Origin of the sequence: Sporosarcina sp. FSL K6-5500 (assembly GCF_038005665.1) — a bacterium.
Classification (GTDB): domain Bacteria; phylum Bacillota; class Bacilli; order Bacillales_A; family Planococcaceae; genus Sporosarcina; species Sporosarcina psychrophila.
Map to the genome: position 1 here is coordinate 3,834,307 of NZ_JBBOTP010000001.1, position 14,094 is coordinate 3,848,400.

Here is a 14,094-nt window from a genome sequence, read left to right on the forward strand (position 1 = left end):
ACCATTAACTAGATAGAAAACTGTTAATTCTGACAATAAAGCAGAGCTACGTGTATACTTAGTTCCATCAAGCACACACATGGCAACAATAGAAGTGACAAAATAGCGTTTACATTCAATTGCTTAACGAATGTAAACGCTTTATTATTGGTAGTAATCAAACAGTTGTCGCTTTATAAAAAAGGAAGGGAGTGTATGTTTATGGAAAATGAACAGCAAACAAATTCAGGATTCAAAATGAAAGTCCAACGTTTTGGAAGTTTTTTAAGTGGGATGATCATGCCGAATATCGGTGCATTTATTGCTTGGGGGATTATTACAGCATTATTTATTCCGACGGGTTGGATTCCGAACGCAAGCTTTAGTGAACTGGTAGATCCTATGATTTATTACTTATTACCAATTTTAATCGGTTTTACAGGTGGCCGTCTTGTCCATGATATTCGTGGGGGAGTCGTTGGGGCAATTGTCACAATGGGGGTTATTGTTGGAGCACCAGATGCTCCAATGTTCCTCGGTGCAATGATTGTAGGACCTTTAGGTGGATGGTCCATTAAACAATTTGATAAATTAGTTGAAGGAAAAATAAAATCAGGTTTTGAAATGCTTGTCAATAACTTTTCATCAGGCATTATTGGCTTCATTTTAGCTTTAGTTGCTTTTAAAGGAATTGGCCCAGTTGTAGAGGCGTTGAATAAAGCTCTTGGAGCAGGTGTGCAAGCGATTGTCGATGCGAATTTATTGCCAATTGCTAGCATATTGATAGAGCCAGCAAAAGTGTTGTTTTTAAATAATGCTATTAACCATGGTGTGTTAAGTCCGATTGGGCTTGAGCAAGCTACACAAACAGGTAAATCGATTCTCTTTCTATTAGAGGCCAATCCAGGACCCGGTCTCGGGATATTACTTGCGTATATGATTTTTGGTAAAGGGATGGCGAAGCAAACGGCATCAGGGGCAGGGATCATTCATTTCCTCGGGGGGATTCATGAAATTTATTTCCCGTACATTTTAATGAGACCATTGCTATTGGTTGCTGCCATTGCAGGAGGCGCTACGGGCGTATTTACATTTCAATTATTGGGAGGCGGCTTGGTTGCCACGGCATCGCCAGGTAGTATTTTTGCCATCCTTGCCATGACGCCAAAAGGTGGCTTTGTAGCTGTTATCGCGGGCGTGCTCTTTGCAACAGTTGTGTCATTCATTGTAGCATCGATCATCTTAAAAACAGGCAAGGAAACTGAAGAGGATGACTTGTTAAAAGCTACGGAAAAAACGTCTGCGTTAAAAGGTAAAGAGAGCCGTGCAGCAGACTTTATGCAACAATCGATTGCTGAAGAAGCTGTTCAAGAAGTGTCATTTGCAAATGTCGAAAGTATTATTTTTGCATGTGATGCAGGCATGGGTTCCAGCGCAATGGGTGCATCAATTTTGAGGAATAAAGTGAAAAAAGCTGATATTGATGTTGCGGTTTCGAATATGGCTATCAGTAACTTACCGCCCGATGCGGAAGTAGTAATCACTCATAAAGATCTAACTGAACGTGCGAAAGCAAAATCACCAAACGCATATCATATTTCTGTCGAAAACTTTTTAAATAGTCCGAGATACGATGAACTTCTTGAAAAACTGAAAAAGTAATGAGTGTACACTTAAACTCAGCCTAATTCGAAAGAAATTAGGCTGAGTTTTACCAATGATTATAGAGCATTTCAGTGGGGTGTTTAACGTGGATATTTCAGCTCGGGAAAAAGTTATCTTGGATGAATTGATCAACAGAAGTGAAGAAGTAACAATTAAAGAGTTATCGGAGAAAATAGCAGTCAGCCCTCGGACCATTCACCGCGATTTGAATACGATAGAAAAGTTATTGCGTCCATACAACCTTGAACTTATAAGGAAAACTGGGGTTGGCATTCAGATTCTAGGGGAAGAAACAAATAAGGAAATATTAAAACAAAAGCTAAATACTTTCTCCTCTCGCGAGTATACATTGGACGAAAGGCAAACAATGATTCTTTGCACATTATATGAATCAACAGAACCTGTGAAGCTGTTTGCGCTCGCAAATGAACTAGGAGTAGCGATTGCAACGATTAGTTCAGATTTACTAAAGCTAGAAGAACAATTAAAACCCTTTCAACTTTTAATAGTGAAAAAAAGAGGGTATGGAATTAAAATAAGCGGATCCGAAAAAGCAAAACGAAGAGCAATGAGTTACGTGATTGCCAAGACTTTAAAAGAAGACGAGTTGTTTTCATTTATTAAAGAACGTATCCAGAAGAAGTCTGGGAATCACGAAAGTTCTATATCCAAACGGTTATTACATCTTGTTGATAGGAAAAAATTACTTGTTATTGAAGATGTCATGCAACAATTAAATCGAGTACTCCCATTTCCAATTACGGACAATGCTTATGTCGGACTCATCGTACATTTAACTTTGGCAATTGAACGTATTATGTTAGGTGAAAACATTCAGATGGATACGATATATTTGGAGCAGTTAACAAAGGAACCGGAATACCATATTGCACACGAAATTATCACTAAATTAGCGACCCGTTTCCAGATTGATATCCCTAATGCTGAGATTGGATATATTACGATGCATCTTCAAGGAGCTAAGCTTCGTCATAATGAAGGACAATTACTTGAAGCTTCCAATTTGGAAACGTTCATGCAAGCGAAGAAACTGATTCAGTACATGGAAGATGCTACGGGTGAAGATTTGAAGGACAACGCGCCCCTCTTAGAAGGTCTTGTTACACATTTGAAGCCTGCGATTTATCGAGTTCGACAGAATATGGGTATCACCAATCCATTGTTGAAAAATATTCGTAAAGACTATGAAGAACTGTTTCAACTAGTTAAGGATGCAGTAGGAGAAGTATTTCCAGAATTACGAGTTCCCGATGAAGAGACAGGTTACTTAGTTATGCACTTCGGATCTGTTTTACTTGGCTTGAGGGGCGAAAAGGACTTAAAAGCCTATATTGTTTGTTCTAGTGGCATTGGAACATCGAAAATGCTTGTATCGCGACTTCAACGGGAAATACCAGAAATTGCAGAAGTAGTGAATGTATCTCTATTTGAATTGAATGAACTTCAAATCTCAGATAGAGACTTAATTATTTCCACTATTTACTTACAAGATTTTACTAAGGAATATATGATCGTCAGTCCGTTTATGACACAAAAAGAAATTAAGCAAGTTCAGCTGTATGCAAGAAGGCAGATGCTTATAAAAAAACCGGTTGCCTTGTTAAATCGCGTTCGTTCAAGCGTTGATGAAATAATTAACAGAATGAAAAATATCCAATTATACACGGAAACTGTAGCCGAGTTATTATCGGGTTTTCAGCATTCATCACAAAATGAATATATGTCGATAAAAAAGTGTATACGGGTAGCATGCCATCAATTGGAAAAGCAAAAAATTATAAAAGATGATGAAATTGTAGCAAATGCTCTATTTGCAAGAGAAGCTCTTGGTGGGATAGGAATACCTGAAACAAAGCTCGCTTTATTTCACACCCGTCATGAACAAGTTCTAAAGCCTTCGTTTACGATTCAAACACTCAAAGACCCAATCGTTATGACAGCAATGGACGGAACTGATAGCGAAGTCAAGCATTTATTACTGTTGTTAGCCCCCCATCAATACCATAAACAGGGTTTAGAAGTACTGAGTTTCATTAGTGCGCTAATTATCGAAAACGAAAAAAGTGTCGAATTGTTTGAATCCAATCAGGGGACGCTTATCCATTCTTATTTGGCACAGAAATTTGAGCAGTTCATAGATGAAAAAATAAATTGACTAAAGGAGTTTTTATAATGACATTACCAATTTTATCAATCGAAAACATTGTGTTGAATCAAGTACTGGCAACAAAAGAAGAAGCAATCCGCTTAACAGGGAAAATCCTTTTTGACAGAGGCTATGTTCAGTCAAGTTATATAGAAAAAATGCTTCAACGTGAAGAAATGACATCTACGTACATGGGCAATTTTGTAGCCATTCCACATGGTACAGACGATGCAAAACAAGAAGTGAAGGAGTCAGGTATTGCGATTATTCAAGTGCCTGGGGGTGTGGATTTCGGAGATGGGAATATCGTGAAATTGATCTTTGGGATTGCTGGAAAAGGGGATGAGCATTTAGAAATCCTGTCGAATATTGCAATCGTAGTTTCTGATGAAGAAAATGTAGAAGCAATTGTGTATGCATCATCTAAAGATGAAGTCTTATCCTTCTTTGAAGGAGTGAACTAACATGATCGCTGTTCATTTTGGCGCTGGAAATATAGGAAGAGGTTTCATTGGAAACTTATTGTATCAATCCGGATTTGAAACATGCTTTGTAGATGTGAACAGCGAGCTTGTTAATTTGATAAACGAAAAAAAACACTACCGTGTTGAACTTGCAAATGAAGCTCACGAAGGACTACTTGTGAAAAATGTTCGGGCTATTAATAGTGCGACGGATCCGGAATTAGTAATCGAAACAATTGCCAAAGCCGATCTTGTAACAGCGGCGGTTGGGCCGAATGTATTGCCCTTTATCGCGGGATTACTTGCTGATGGACTTAAGGAGCGTCTCATTCAAACGGGACAACCGTTAACAATCATCGCTTGTGAAAATATGATTGGTGGAAGTGCTTTTCTTAAAGAAAAAGTATATGAAAAGTTAACTGAAGACGAAAAATCCCAATTCGATAACTGTTTTAGCTTTCCGAATGCAGCGGTAGATCGGATTGTCCCGAACCAGATAAATGAAGACAAGACAGCGGTTCAAGTGGAGCCATTTTATGAATGGGTAGTTGAGGAATCGGAGATCATTGGTGAAAATCCGCCTGTTAAAGGCATTACATTCGTTAAAGATTTGGAACCATATATTGAAAGGAAATTATATACGGTGAATACAGGCCATGCTGCCGTTGCTTACTTTGGTTATTTGGCAGGTATCAGGAGAATGGACGAAGCACTTGCGAGTGAAGAAATCAAAACTATGACTGAGAATGTCTTGCAAGAAACCGGTAAATTACTCATTGCTAAATATCAATTTAATGAGCAAGAGCATGGCGATTATATACAAAAAATTATGGGGCGGTTTGCAAATCCCTTTATATCTGATGATGTAACACGAGTGGGTCGCTCACCTTTACGTAAACTCAAATTCAATGATCGGCTGGTTGGCCCGGCAACTCAATACGTGGAGTTGTTTGACGAGACACCGACTTTCTTGGCGATGGGAATTGCAGCAGCATTGCGTTATGATTATTTGGAAGATCCCGAAGCAAAGCTCATTCAAGAAACAATTCAACGACAAGGTGTTCGTCATGCAATTGAAGCATTTACTGGATTGAAGGCTGGAACAGCTCTATTTACAGCGATTGAAGAGGGATATCAAAAACTTGAAGGAAATTAAATTGCAGTAATGACATAATTGAACGACGGCCGAAAGTATAAGGAGTTGTCATCTATATAAAAAGAAGCTCATTTGCATGCAGATGAGCTTCTTTTTATATAAGAAAAAATGAAGTTATAATTAATCTTGTTTTGTCAGGTAGAGATGGATTAGCTGCTTAAGCATTTAGAATTTGAGGTGGCTATCCATGTTATCGAGATTACTTGTGGCAGTGATAATCATCCACTTACAACTTTTTCTAAGGGCTTAAGTGCGCGTTTTTCGCCTTCCACTTGAACTTTTCTAATATCAACTCTGATTAATATGGAAATAACGAATGCAACTACAAACAAACCAGCGAAATAGAGCAAGCTGCTTTCGTAACTACCCGTCATATCTTTCATCCATGCAGCGAACATAGGCCCTGCAAGACCAGCTGCCGACCAAGCAGTTAGTATATAACCGTGGATTGCACCAAGCTGTTTCGTTCCGAAAATGTCGGCAATGTATGCGGGAATGGATGCAAAACCACCGCCATAGCATGTGTAAATGACTGCGAGCATGATTTGAAATAGCAGTGCATTTGTTGTGAAAGGCAATAGTGCAAACAAAAAGATTTGGATTACAAAAAATGTGGTATATGTGTTTTGTCTACCTATATAATCAGAAGTAGCCGCCCAGCCAAGTCTGCCGGCTCCATTAAAGATACCGAGGACCCCGACGAGTGCTGCAGCCTGTATAGTTGTCATACCGATACTGTCAATCGCGAGTGGTTTTGCGGCTGATAATATGCCAATGCCACATGTGACATTAATAAAGAGCATTAGCCATAAATAGTAAAAACGTTTGGTTTTCACTGCTTCATTCGCTGTCAATTGTGCCAAGTCTCTCTTTTGTTCGATTTTTCCTGCTTTAACTTTTTCAATAAATCCAGCGGGTGCCCAGCCTTCTTCAGGCTTCTCAAGATATAAAGAGGATAAAATCATAACTAAAAAGTAAGAAATACCTAAAATAAAGAATGTGTTTTTTAGCCCAACAGAAGTAATAAGCGCTTCCATAATTGGGCTACTAATAGCTGCAGCAAAACCGAATCCCATAATGGCAAGACCGGTCGCAAGTCCACGGCGGTCAGGGAACCATTTTACAAGAGTGGAAACTGGCGCAATGTAACCAACGCCAAGCCCAATCCCTCCCAGTACCCCATAAAATAAATATAGTAATGGAAGCGAGGAAGCGCTTACAGCAAAGCCGGAACCAATTACACCCGAGCCAAAACAAATAGCTGCCATGATTCCCGCTTTCCTTGGCCCATATTTCTCCACGAAGTGACCAAGAAATGCTGCAGACAGCCCCAAAAATAGAATGGCGATACTGAATGTGAGTTGTACTTGACTTGTGGACCAACCAAACTGATCGATTAATGGATTTGTAAAATTGCTCCAAGCATATACGGAGCCGATAGAAATATGAATACCAACTGCGGATGCGGCAATCAACCACCTGTTCTTCGTTTTCTTCCCCTTCAAACCTTTTCCCCCTTTATGAAAATATGAAATTAAACAGATATAAACCTGTAATCCCCAAAGGTAATTTCGAGCAGCTGAGCCCCTATATTTAAATAGCCTTTTATTTACATGAAAGATGTATAATGTGTTAATGTTAGACATTTCAGTCATCTTAGCATTCATTGCCAATTTTGTCACGAATGTTTTTTTAGTGTTGAAAAATATTGTTGTTTTCTTCGATAATGATCCGATCCGGGTGAGTGTACAGGTTGAATGAATTTTGCCGTATAAATCCGACTGTAGTAATTCCGAGTTCTTCTGCGAGTGTCAATGCCAATTCAGTAGGGGCTGATTTTGAAAGTACAATTTCACAGCCGATTTTTGCCACTTTCAATAAAATCTCCGATGAGATACGGCCACTAAACACAATTATTTTGTCTTTTACTGAAATAGTATTTCTTAAACAATGACCGTAAATTTTATCTAAAGCATTATGTCTGCCAATATCCATCCTTGACAGCACAATGCCAGTAGGATCACAGAGTGCTGCATTATGGACACCTCCAGTTTTGTGAAACATGTCTGCTGATTGATCCATTTGCTCCATCAGAAAAAAGCAATCTTCCGGGGTAAGCGTTACATGGGTTCCTGTCATTCTTTTCACTGTTAATGCATCGTTAGCAAACACAAAACCTTGTCGGCTCATGCCGCAACAGGAGGTGATGTAGCGTTTGTTTAGCAATTTTTCGTAAAAAGGATACATCTTGTCCGTTTTGATATGGACAATTCCCAGTTCTTCCTGTAGAGAAATGTCTTTGATATCTTCATACTTTGGGATGACGCCTTCAGATGCCAAAAAACCGACCGCCATGTCTTCGATGTACTCAGGCGAGCAAACGATTGTTGCAAATTCTTGGTCATTGATTTTGATAGTGACGGGATGTTCGACTACAATTTGGTCTTCCTTTTTCGAGAAATATCCGTTTGAGTATCGAAAAACAGTCCGTTTCTTATCTTGTTCCATCTACTTTCCCCCCTTGTGTTCAATTTGCCGGTCGAAAAGAAATACGGAAATTGCAATGTCCTCTTCCAATTTGATGTCTGAGAAAAGGTGGACAAATTTAGCCCCGACGAGTTCTTCCATGCCATCGGGTGGTGCTTTTTGATAGACATCTTGAATCATTCTAGTTCTTGCAGCATGGATCATTTCTTTTCCTTCTGGTGTACTGGCAATAAATTTTTCAGTTGGAGTCAAGTTCCCGTAGAGTGTTGAAATAATCATATTATCAACAAAAACCGTGTGGATTCTTTCAGGTCCCTTCCCGAATAAGTCTTTGCGTAGCTTTCTGATAATATCATTAAAATCATGTATTCTTTTTAACATGTATTTATTCCTCCTCCGTGGTAAAAGAAAATAGTTCAAAAGCCGAAAAATAGATTGTTTATTCTTTCAACTTAAAATATACTAGTGTCTAAGAGGTGTTACAGTATGAACTGCTGTGGCATTATCGAACGGTAATATAGAAATATGGATTGGTAGTTTAACATGTCCTGTTAGAAGACTATTCCACTATGAAAGTGCACTTGTCAAGTCGGTGTATTTTTTCATGGTGGTTTTTTATTTATAAAAAAGGAGGCGCATACATGCCAATCAAGATTAACGGTTCCAATTATGACTTCGTGGAAGGCAAGACGATCCTTGAGGTGATCAATCAGTATCAAATTGATCATCCGCAAATATGTTACTTACCTGAAGTGGACCCAATTGAGACATGTGATACGTGTATCTTGGAAGTAGATGGCCGTCTAATGCGTGCTTGTTCAACAAAAGCTGTCTCTGGAATGAGCGTAGAGCTGGCTTCAACTCGTGCTAAAGAAGCGCAGACGGAGGCAATGGATCGAATTCTAGAAAATCACCTTTTGTATTGTACAGTGTGTGACAACAATAATGGCAACTGTAAAATACATAATACGGTGGATATGATGGAAATCGAACATCAAAAATATCCATATGAACCAAAATGCACACAGGAAAGTGTTGATTTTACACACCCATTTTACCGTTACGACCCAAATCAGTGCATTGCTTGCGGCCAGTGTGTTGAAGTATGCCAAAATTTACAGGTAAATGAAACCTTATCGATTGATTGGGAGAGGGACCGTCCAATTGTTCTGTGGGATGGGGGCGCGAAAATTAATGACTCATCTTGTGTAGGCTGCGGCCACTGTGTTACCGTATGCCCATGCAATGCACTAATGGAAAAATCAATGCTTGGTGAAGCCGGATTCATGACCGGGCTAAAAGAGGAAATCCTGACGCCGATGATTGAACTTGTCAAAGATGTTGAGCCCGGGTATAGCGGCATTATGGCCGTATCAGATGTTGAATCGGCGATGCGCGATACGAGGACGAAGAAAACGAAAACAGTATGTACATTCTGCGGTGTTGGGTGCTCATTTGAAGTGTGGACGAAAGATAGAAAAATTTTGAAAATCCAGCCCGTTTCAGATGCCCCAGTCAACGCGATTTCGACATGTATAAAAGGGAAATTCGGGTGGGATTTCGTCAACAGCGAGGAACGAATTACGACACCACTTATCCGAAAAGGCGATTCTTTTGTTGAAGCTACGTGGGAAGAAGCGCTTGACCTTGTTGCTTTGAAACTAGATACAATAAAAAAAGAGTATGGAAAAGAAGCTGTTGGCATCATTTCATCTTCGAAGATTACAAATGAGGAAAACTATGTGATTCAAAAATTAGCACGTCAAGTATTTGAAACAAATAACGTTGATAACTGCTCACGCTATTGTCAGTCACCAGCGACAGACGGTCTATTCCGTACAGTAGGGATGGGCGGAGACGCTGGAACTATTAAAGACATAGCGAAGGCTGGTCTTGTCATTATTGTCGGGGCTAACCCAGCTGAAGGACATCCAGTTCTGGCCACTCGTGTGAAGCGTGCACATAAGCTGCACGGACAAAAATTGATTGTCGCCGATTTGCGAAAAAATGAAATGGCTGATCGCTCTGATATCTTTATAAGTCCGAAGCAGGGAACTGATCAAGTATGGCTCATGGCAGTGACAAAGTACATGATTGATAAAGGATGGCATGATCAGTCGTTTATTGATGAAAATGTCCATTACTTGGGTGAATTCAAAGAAGTTCTTGAGAAATATACACTCGACTATGCTGAAACAGTATGTGGTGTATCAAGGGATATGCTAATCAAGACAGCGGAAATGATTCGTGATGCAGACGGTACTTGTATTCTTTGGGGAATGGGTGTCACACAAAATACTGGTGGATCGGATACTTCCGCCGCAATCTCCAATTTGTTACTTGCGACAGGTAATTATCGACGTCCTGGTGCTGGGGCTTATCCACTACGTGGACATAATAACGTACAGGGTGCATGTGATATGGGATCGCTACCAGGATGGCTACCAGGCTATCAACACGTCACTGATGATAAAGCACGTCAAAAGTTCGAAAAGGCATACGGCGTGAAAATCCATGATAAGCCCGGACTTGATAATATTCAGATGCTCCATTCCGTCGATGCTGGAATCATGAAAGCCATGTATATAGTTGGTGAAGATATGGCGCTCGTCGATTCTAATGCGAACTATGTACACGATGTCATGTCTAAGCTAGACTTTCTCGTCGTGCAGGATATTTTCTTCTCAAGGACTGCGCAATATGCAGATGTCATTTTACCGGCGGTTCCATCACTTGAAAAAGACGGAACATTTACAAATACGGAAAGACGTGTGCAGCGTTTATACAAAGCACTTCCGGAATTGGGAGACGCACGGGCGGACTGGTGGATTGTACAGGAAATCGCTAACCGTCTCGGTGCAGAATGGAACTACAGTCATCCGAGTGAGATTTTTGCGGAAATGGCTAGCCTTTCACCGTTATTTAGTCAAGCTGATTATAGCGTAATGGAAGATTGGGACAGCTTCTTATGGGGCAGTTTGGATGGCGAAAGTACACCGCTGTTGTACGTGAACGGATTTAATTTCCCTGATAAAAAGGCTCGTTTTGCTCTGTCTGACTGGGTGGAACCTGTAGAGTTTCCCTTAGAATATGATCTCCACATCAATAACGGGCGTTTGCTAGAACATTTCCACGAAGGCAATATGACGAATAAATCGGATGGAATTCAGAAGAAAGTGCCGGAGGTTTTCGTTGAAGTTTCACCGGAACTTGCGAAAGAGCGTGGTGTGTTAAGCGGTTCCCTTGTACGCTTGATTTCGCCATATGGCGCTTTAAAATTACCAGCACTCGTAACGGACCGTGTAAAGAAAAATGAATTGTTCTTGCCGATGAACTCAGTTGAAAAAGAATCAGCCATTAATTTCCTAACCGGTCCTGCAGTCGATCAGCGCACGAATACACCAGCGTATAAACAGACGATGGTACGAATGGAAGTACTTCGAAAAGAAGGCGAAAACCCGTTGCCTAAGTCGAACCATCGTAATAAAGAGCGTCACCCACAAAATGGTGTTGAAGTGGGGCGGAAATGGGCTCGTCCAGGATATATACAATTAACTGAAGCTAAGAAAGAAAGGTGATATACGATGGCGGCACCAATTACTTCTATTAAATGGAACGAACTGACACCACAAGAAATCAAACAGAATAAACTGGGTGAGCTACAGTCATTAATTGCCGAACAAGACCAGGCACTCAATAAAATACTTGAAATTACTGGGGAGTTGGATGACGCAGGCGTCTTCGATGCACTGAAGGCGATGGTGAAAGCAAAGGATGATATCGCAAAAATTGCAGTAGACCAAGCATCACGTGACCCAGTAACCAATATTATCAACCATGTGCTATATGCAACTAGTGTGATTTCATCTATTGACCCTGATGTTACAGCGAAACTTGCTGCGAGCGTTAAAAGTGGATTGAATGAAGCTGAGCTTTATAGCGGTAATGGGCAAAAAGTAAGTATTTTTCAATTGATGACTGCATTAAATGATCCTGATACGAACCGTGCCGTGAAATTTGGACTAGATTTTCTGAAAGGGATGGGCAAAGGGTTAGAATAAGATAGCAAGTAGTAGAAGGTTCGAAAAAGTACCAGTAATACGTCTCGATTACACACAAATAAAATGAAATCAGCCATACATGTTAATGGCTGATTTCATTTTGTGTTACACAGTACTTAATTACGTCGATAACTCCATTGTTGGTATTGGAAGCGTATAAAGCAACCTATGCAAAAACCTAGGATTGCGATGAGTGCAGCTATGCCAACCATCGTCGTAGCGATATTAAATAATATAGTCCAATTCAATAAAAAGCTTACACATGCAACGAATAAAAATCCGACAGCCAACCATTGGTTAAATCGTAACTGCGCGTAGTCTTCTTGAATATATTGATTAGCTGGTTTAGCTAAAAAATGCTTAACAAGTACTAAAATCGGATGGAATCCCGTCAATAAACTTGAAAGATTTGCGATTAATGGAATGAGTAATATCCAAGCTGACTGTGTTAGAAGTGCAATAATTACAGTCAAAACAATCGTCCATTGATTTGCCATTACTAAAGGTTTTGGTATTGTTTTCACATTAAAACCTACTATTCTTATTGGATTTTATACTATTATATGTTATGGTGACCGGAATGTACATGAGTAAGAGGAATAAAAATAGTGTAAATGGACTTCTATAACTTCTTAGTGAAAAGTAGAAGCGATTTTTGGTATTTAGCTAAAATTGAAGTTCAAGGTTACCATGCATAAAAAAGAACTCAATTATATTTCGATTGACTTTAACTTGTGATTCTATTCAGTGTCTTGTATAAATATTCCATCTTCCTTTATTAGTTAAAATTTCAGGAATGAGATGAAGGTCGACTATCAGCTCTAGATGTACATAGCTGAAAAATGATTTTAGGAAATGATTACTGTATGAATGAATAAAAAAGCTTTTTTACTCGCGCTGTTTACAGTCATTGTATGGGGATCAGGTTCGCTGCTATACGTGCTAGTTTACTAGGTGGATATTCACTGAGCCATTTGATAAATACTCGCTTTTTAATAGCATCTAGCGTTTTCGTTATTTATGCCCTCTGGTCTGTAGTTAAATTCCTGTTACCCCTAAAAAAGAATATTCTAAAGATGGGTTTACTTGGTTGGATTGGGATTAGTATCTATCACTGGGGAGTTATATATAGAAGAAGTGACGGTGTCTGCAGGTGCCGCAGAAATGTTCATTGCTTCTGCAACAGCATTGATAGCTGTCATATTTCTGAAAGAGCGGTAAAGTACTCTCACGGGGATGTTTGTCGGGATTATCGAAATTGTTCTCATTACAGTTGGATCTAAGGGAACATCTTTCACTATTTCAAAAGGAGTTATTTTCATTTTGAGCGCATCTATTGTAACATCTTTTTTCTTCGTTTTCCAAAAATCACTATTGAGATGTTATCGTCCCAATGAAATAACCACATACTTCACTTGGGGGGGAACTGCCATTCTTCATTTACTTCCCAGGTCTCTTACAAGGCATTCAGGGTGCTACAAATGAAGCTAATTTGTCGACTATTTATTTGGAGGTTTTCCGGAGGCAGCTGCTTATGTTACATGGGTTACGGAACTTTCATTGGGAGAGACGGGTTCAGTTGCAAGTATGTTATATGCTGAACCAGTTGTTGCCATTAATGTCGGCATTGCGAGTGATCCGATTTATGTAAATAAACACGTTATAAATTGTTAATTATTCAAGAAAATGAAAGACACCAGATTCCAAAACAGTCAGAATTGCTTTAGAATCTGGCGCTTTCCACAGTGCATGATACTAAGCTTGAACTAAATTATAAATAATCGAATACGTCGTCATTCAATCTCTTGGCACGAATGTTTTACAATCCGTTTCTTCACTACTTGTTGCTTTTTTTCCTTTTTGGCTGACTACGTAGATAGAATTCGCTTTACATTTGTTTCCGGGACCCCAGAATTTACAGTTACTCACTTCGCAAAGAATTTCTTGAGCCATAGTATCACACCTCCTTTTTATTATGATGAGCAAAAACAGAGGATTAATACTTTTTTCTTTTAAAAGCATCTATTAAGAAAACTATCATGATTTTAAAAAATGGGGTACAATTGAAAACATTGCTCAAGCGCGTAGTATGACCAATAATATTAACTATAGTAG

The 14,094-nt window shown here is 39.4% G+C and carries 12 protein-coding genes; 7 read left to right on the plus strand and 5 right to left on the minus strand.

Features of this window, described 5'->3' with window-relative positions; translation table 11 throughout:
* Positions 1–201 precede the first annotated feature (201 nt).
* The 4 genes from MKX62_RS18225 to MKX62_RS18240 all read left to right on the plus strand — a co-directional run bounded on the left by MKX62_RS18225 (position 202) and on the right by MKX62_RS18240 (position 5,431).
* A complete protein-coding gene (locus tag MKX62_RS18225; protein ID WP_067213927.1) occupies positions 202–1,641 on the plus strand; it encodes a PTS mannitol transporter subunit IICB in 1,440 nt (479 codons plus the stop codon).
* 88 nt (positions 1,642–1,729) lie between these two features.
* A complete protein-coding gene (locus tag MKX62_RS18230) occupies positions 1,730–3,820 on the plus strand; it encodes a BglG family transcription antiterminator (RefSeq protein ID WP_340742036.1) in 2,091 nt (696 codons plus the stop codon).
* Positions 3,821–3,837: 17 nt separating this feature from the next.
* A complete protein-coding gene (locus MKX62_RS18235) occupies positions 3,838–4,275 on the plus strand; it encodes a PTS sugar transporter subunit IIA (RefSeq protein WP_067208818.1) in 438 nt (145 codons plus the stop codon).
* Between the two features lies 1 nt (position 4,276).
* Positions 4,277–5,431: a mannitol-1-phosphate 5-dehydrogenase gene (locus tag MKX62_RS18240; protein ID WP_340742037.1), complete on the plus strand. Its 1,155-nt coding sequence runs from the start codon at positions 4,277–4,279 to the stop codon at positions 5,429–5,431.
* Between the two features lie 218 nt (positions 5,432–5,649).
* Here the strand turns inward: MKX62_RS18240 and MKX62_RS18245 are convergent, their stop codons facing one another.
* From MKX62_RS18245 to MKX62_RS18255, 3 genes are all read right to left on the minus strand, one after another.
* A complete protein-coding gene (locus tag MKX62_RS18245) occupies positions 5,650–6,936 on the minus strand; it encodes an L-lactate MFS transporter (protein WP_340742038.1) in 1,287 nt (428 codons plus the stop codon).
* Positions 6,937–7,123: 187 nt separating this feature from the next.
* The gene (fdhD, locus tag MKX62_RS18250; protein ID WP_187047673.1) at positions 7,124–7,939 is read right to left on the minus strand and encodes a formate dehydrogenase accessory sulfurtransferase FdhD; all 816 of its coding nucleotides are present in this window, start codon (positions 7,937–7,939) and stop codon (positions 7,124–7,126) included.
* Positions 7,940–8,299, minus strand: a complete 360-nt coding sequence (locus MKX62_RS18255; protein WP_067208827.1) for a DUF2294 domain-containing protein — start codon at positions 8,297–8,299, stop codon at positions 7,940–7,942.
* A 260-nt stretch (positions 8,300–8,559) separates the two neighbouring features.
* Here MKX62_RS18255 and fdhF point away from each other — a divergent pair, with 260 nt between their 5' ends.
* Together fdhF and MKX62_RS18265 are read left to right on the plus strand one after the other, a co-directional pair.
* Complete coding sequence (gene fdhF / locus MKX62_RS18260; protein WP_340742039.1) at positions 8,560–11,496, plus strand: formate dehydrogenase subunit alpha; 2,937 nt, start codon at positions 8,560–8,562, stop codon at positions 11,494–11,496.
* 6 nt (positions 11,497–11,502) lie between these two features.
* Positions 11,503–11,979 carry a DUF1641 domain-containing protein gene (locus MKX62_RS18265; protein WP_340742040.1) on the plus strand — a complete coding sequence of 159 codons (477 nt, stop codon included), beginning with the start codon at positions 11,503–11,505 and terminating at the stop codon, positions 11,977–11,979.
* Between the two features lie 116 nt (positions 11,980–12,095).
* Here the strand turns inward: MKX62_RS18265 and MKX62_RS18270 are convergent, their stop codons facing one another.
* The gene (locus MKX62_RS18270) at positions 12,096–12,503 is read right to left on the minus strand and encodes a DUF4395 domain-containing protein (RefSeq protein ID WP_340742041.1); all 408 of its coding nucleotides are present in this window, start codon (positions 12,501–12,503) and stop codon (positions 12,096–12,098) included.
* 562 nt (positions 12,504–13,065) lie between these two features.
* On the opposite strand from MKX62_RS18270, the gene MKX62_RS18275 reads away from it, so the two are divergent.
* The gene (locus tag MKX62_RS18275) at positions 13,066–13,200 is read left to right on the plus strand and encodes a hypothetical protein (RefSeq protein WP_340742042.1); all 135 of its coding nucleotides are present in this window, start codon (positions 13,066–13,068) and stop codon (positions 13,198–13,200) included.
* A gap of 576 nt (positions 13,201–13,776) precedes the next feature.
* On the opposite strand, the gene MKX62_RS18280 is transcribed toward MKX62_RS18275, so the two are convergent.
* Complete coding sequence (locus MKX62_RS18280) at positions 13,777–13,932, minus strand: DUF1540 domain-containing protein (protein ID WP_082786555.1); 156 nt, start codon at positions 13,930–13,932, stop codon at positions 13,777–13,779.
* Between the last annotated feature and the right edge of the window lie 162 nt (positions 13,933–14,094).

Coding starts and splice junctions, on each gene's coding strand:
- MKX62_RS18225 (WP_067213927.1), top strand. CDS start 202: ATGGAAAATGAACAGCAAACAAATTCAGGATTCAAAATGAAAGTCCAA.
- MKX62_RS18235 (WP_067208818.1), top strand. CDS start 3,838: ATGACATTACCAATTTTATCAATCGAAAACATTGTGTTGAATCAAGTA.
- MKX62_RS18240 (WP_340742037.1), top strand. CDS start 4,277: ATGATCGCTGTTCATTTTGGCGCTGGAAATATAGGAAGAGGTTTCATT.
- fdhD (WP_187047673.1), bottom strand. CDS start 7,939: ATGGAACAAGATAAGAAACGGACTGTTTTTCGATACTCAAACGGATAT.
- MKX62_RS18255 (WP_067208827.1), bottom strand. CDS start 8,299: ATGTTAAAAAGAATACATGATTTTAATGATATTATCAGAAAGCTACGC.
- fdhF (WP_340742039.1), top strand. CDS start 8,560: ATGCCAATCAAGATTAACGGTTCCAATTATGACTTCGTGGAAGGCAAG.
- MKX62_RS18265 (WP_340742040.1), top strand. CDS start 11,503: ATGGCGGCACCAATTACTTCTATTAAATGGAACGAACTGACACCACAA.
- MKX62_RS18280 (WP_082786555.1), bottom strand. CDS start 13,932: ATGGCTCAAGAAATTCTTTGCGAAGTGAGTAACTGTAAATTCTGGGGT.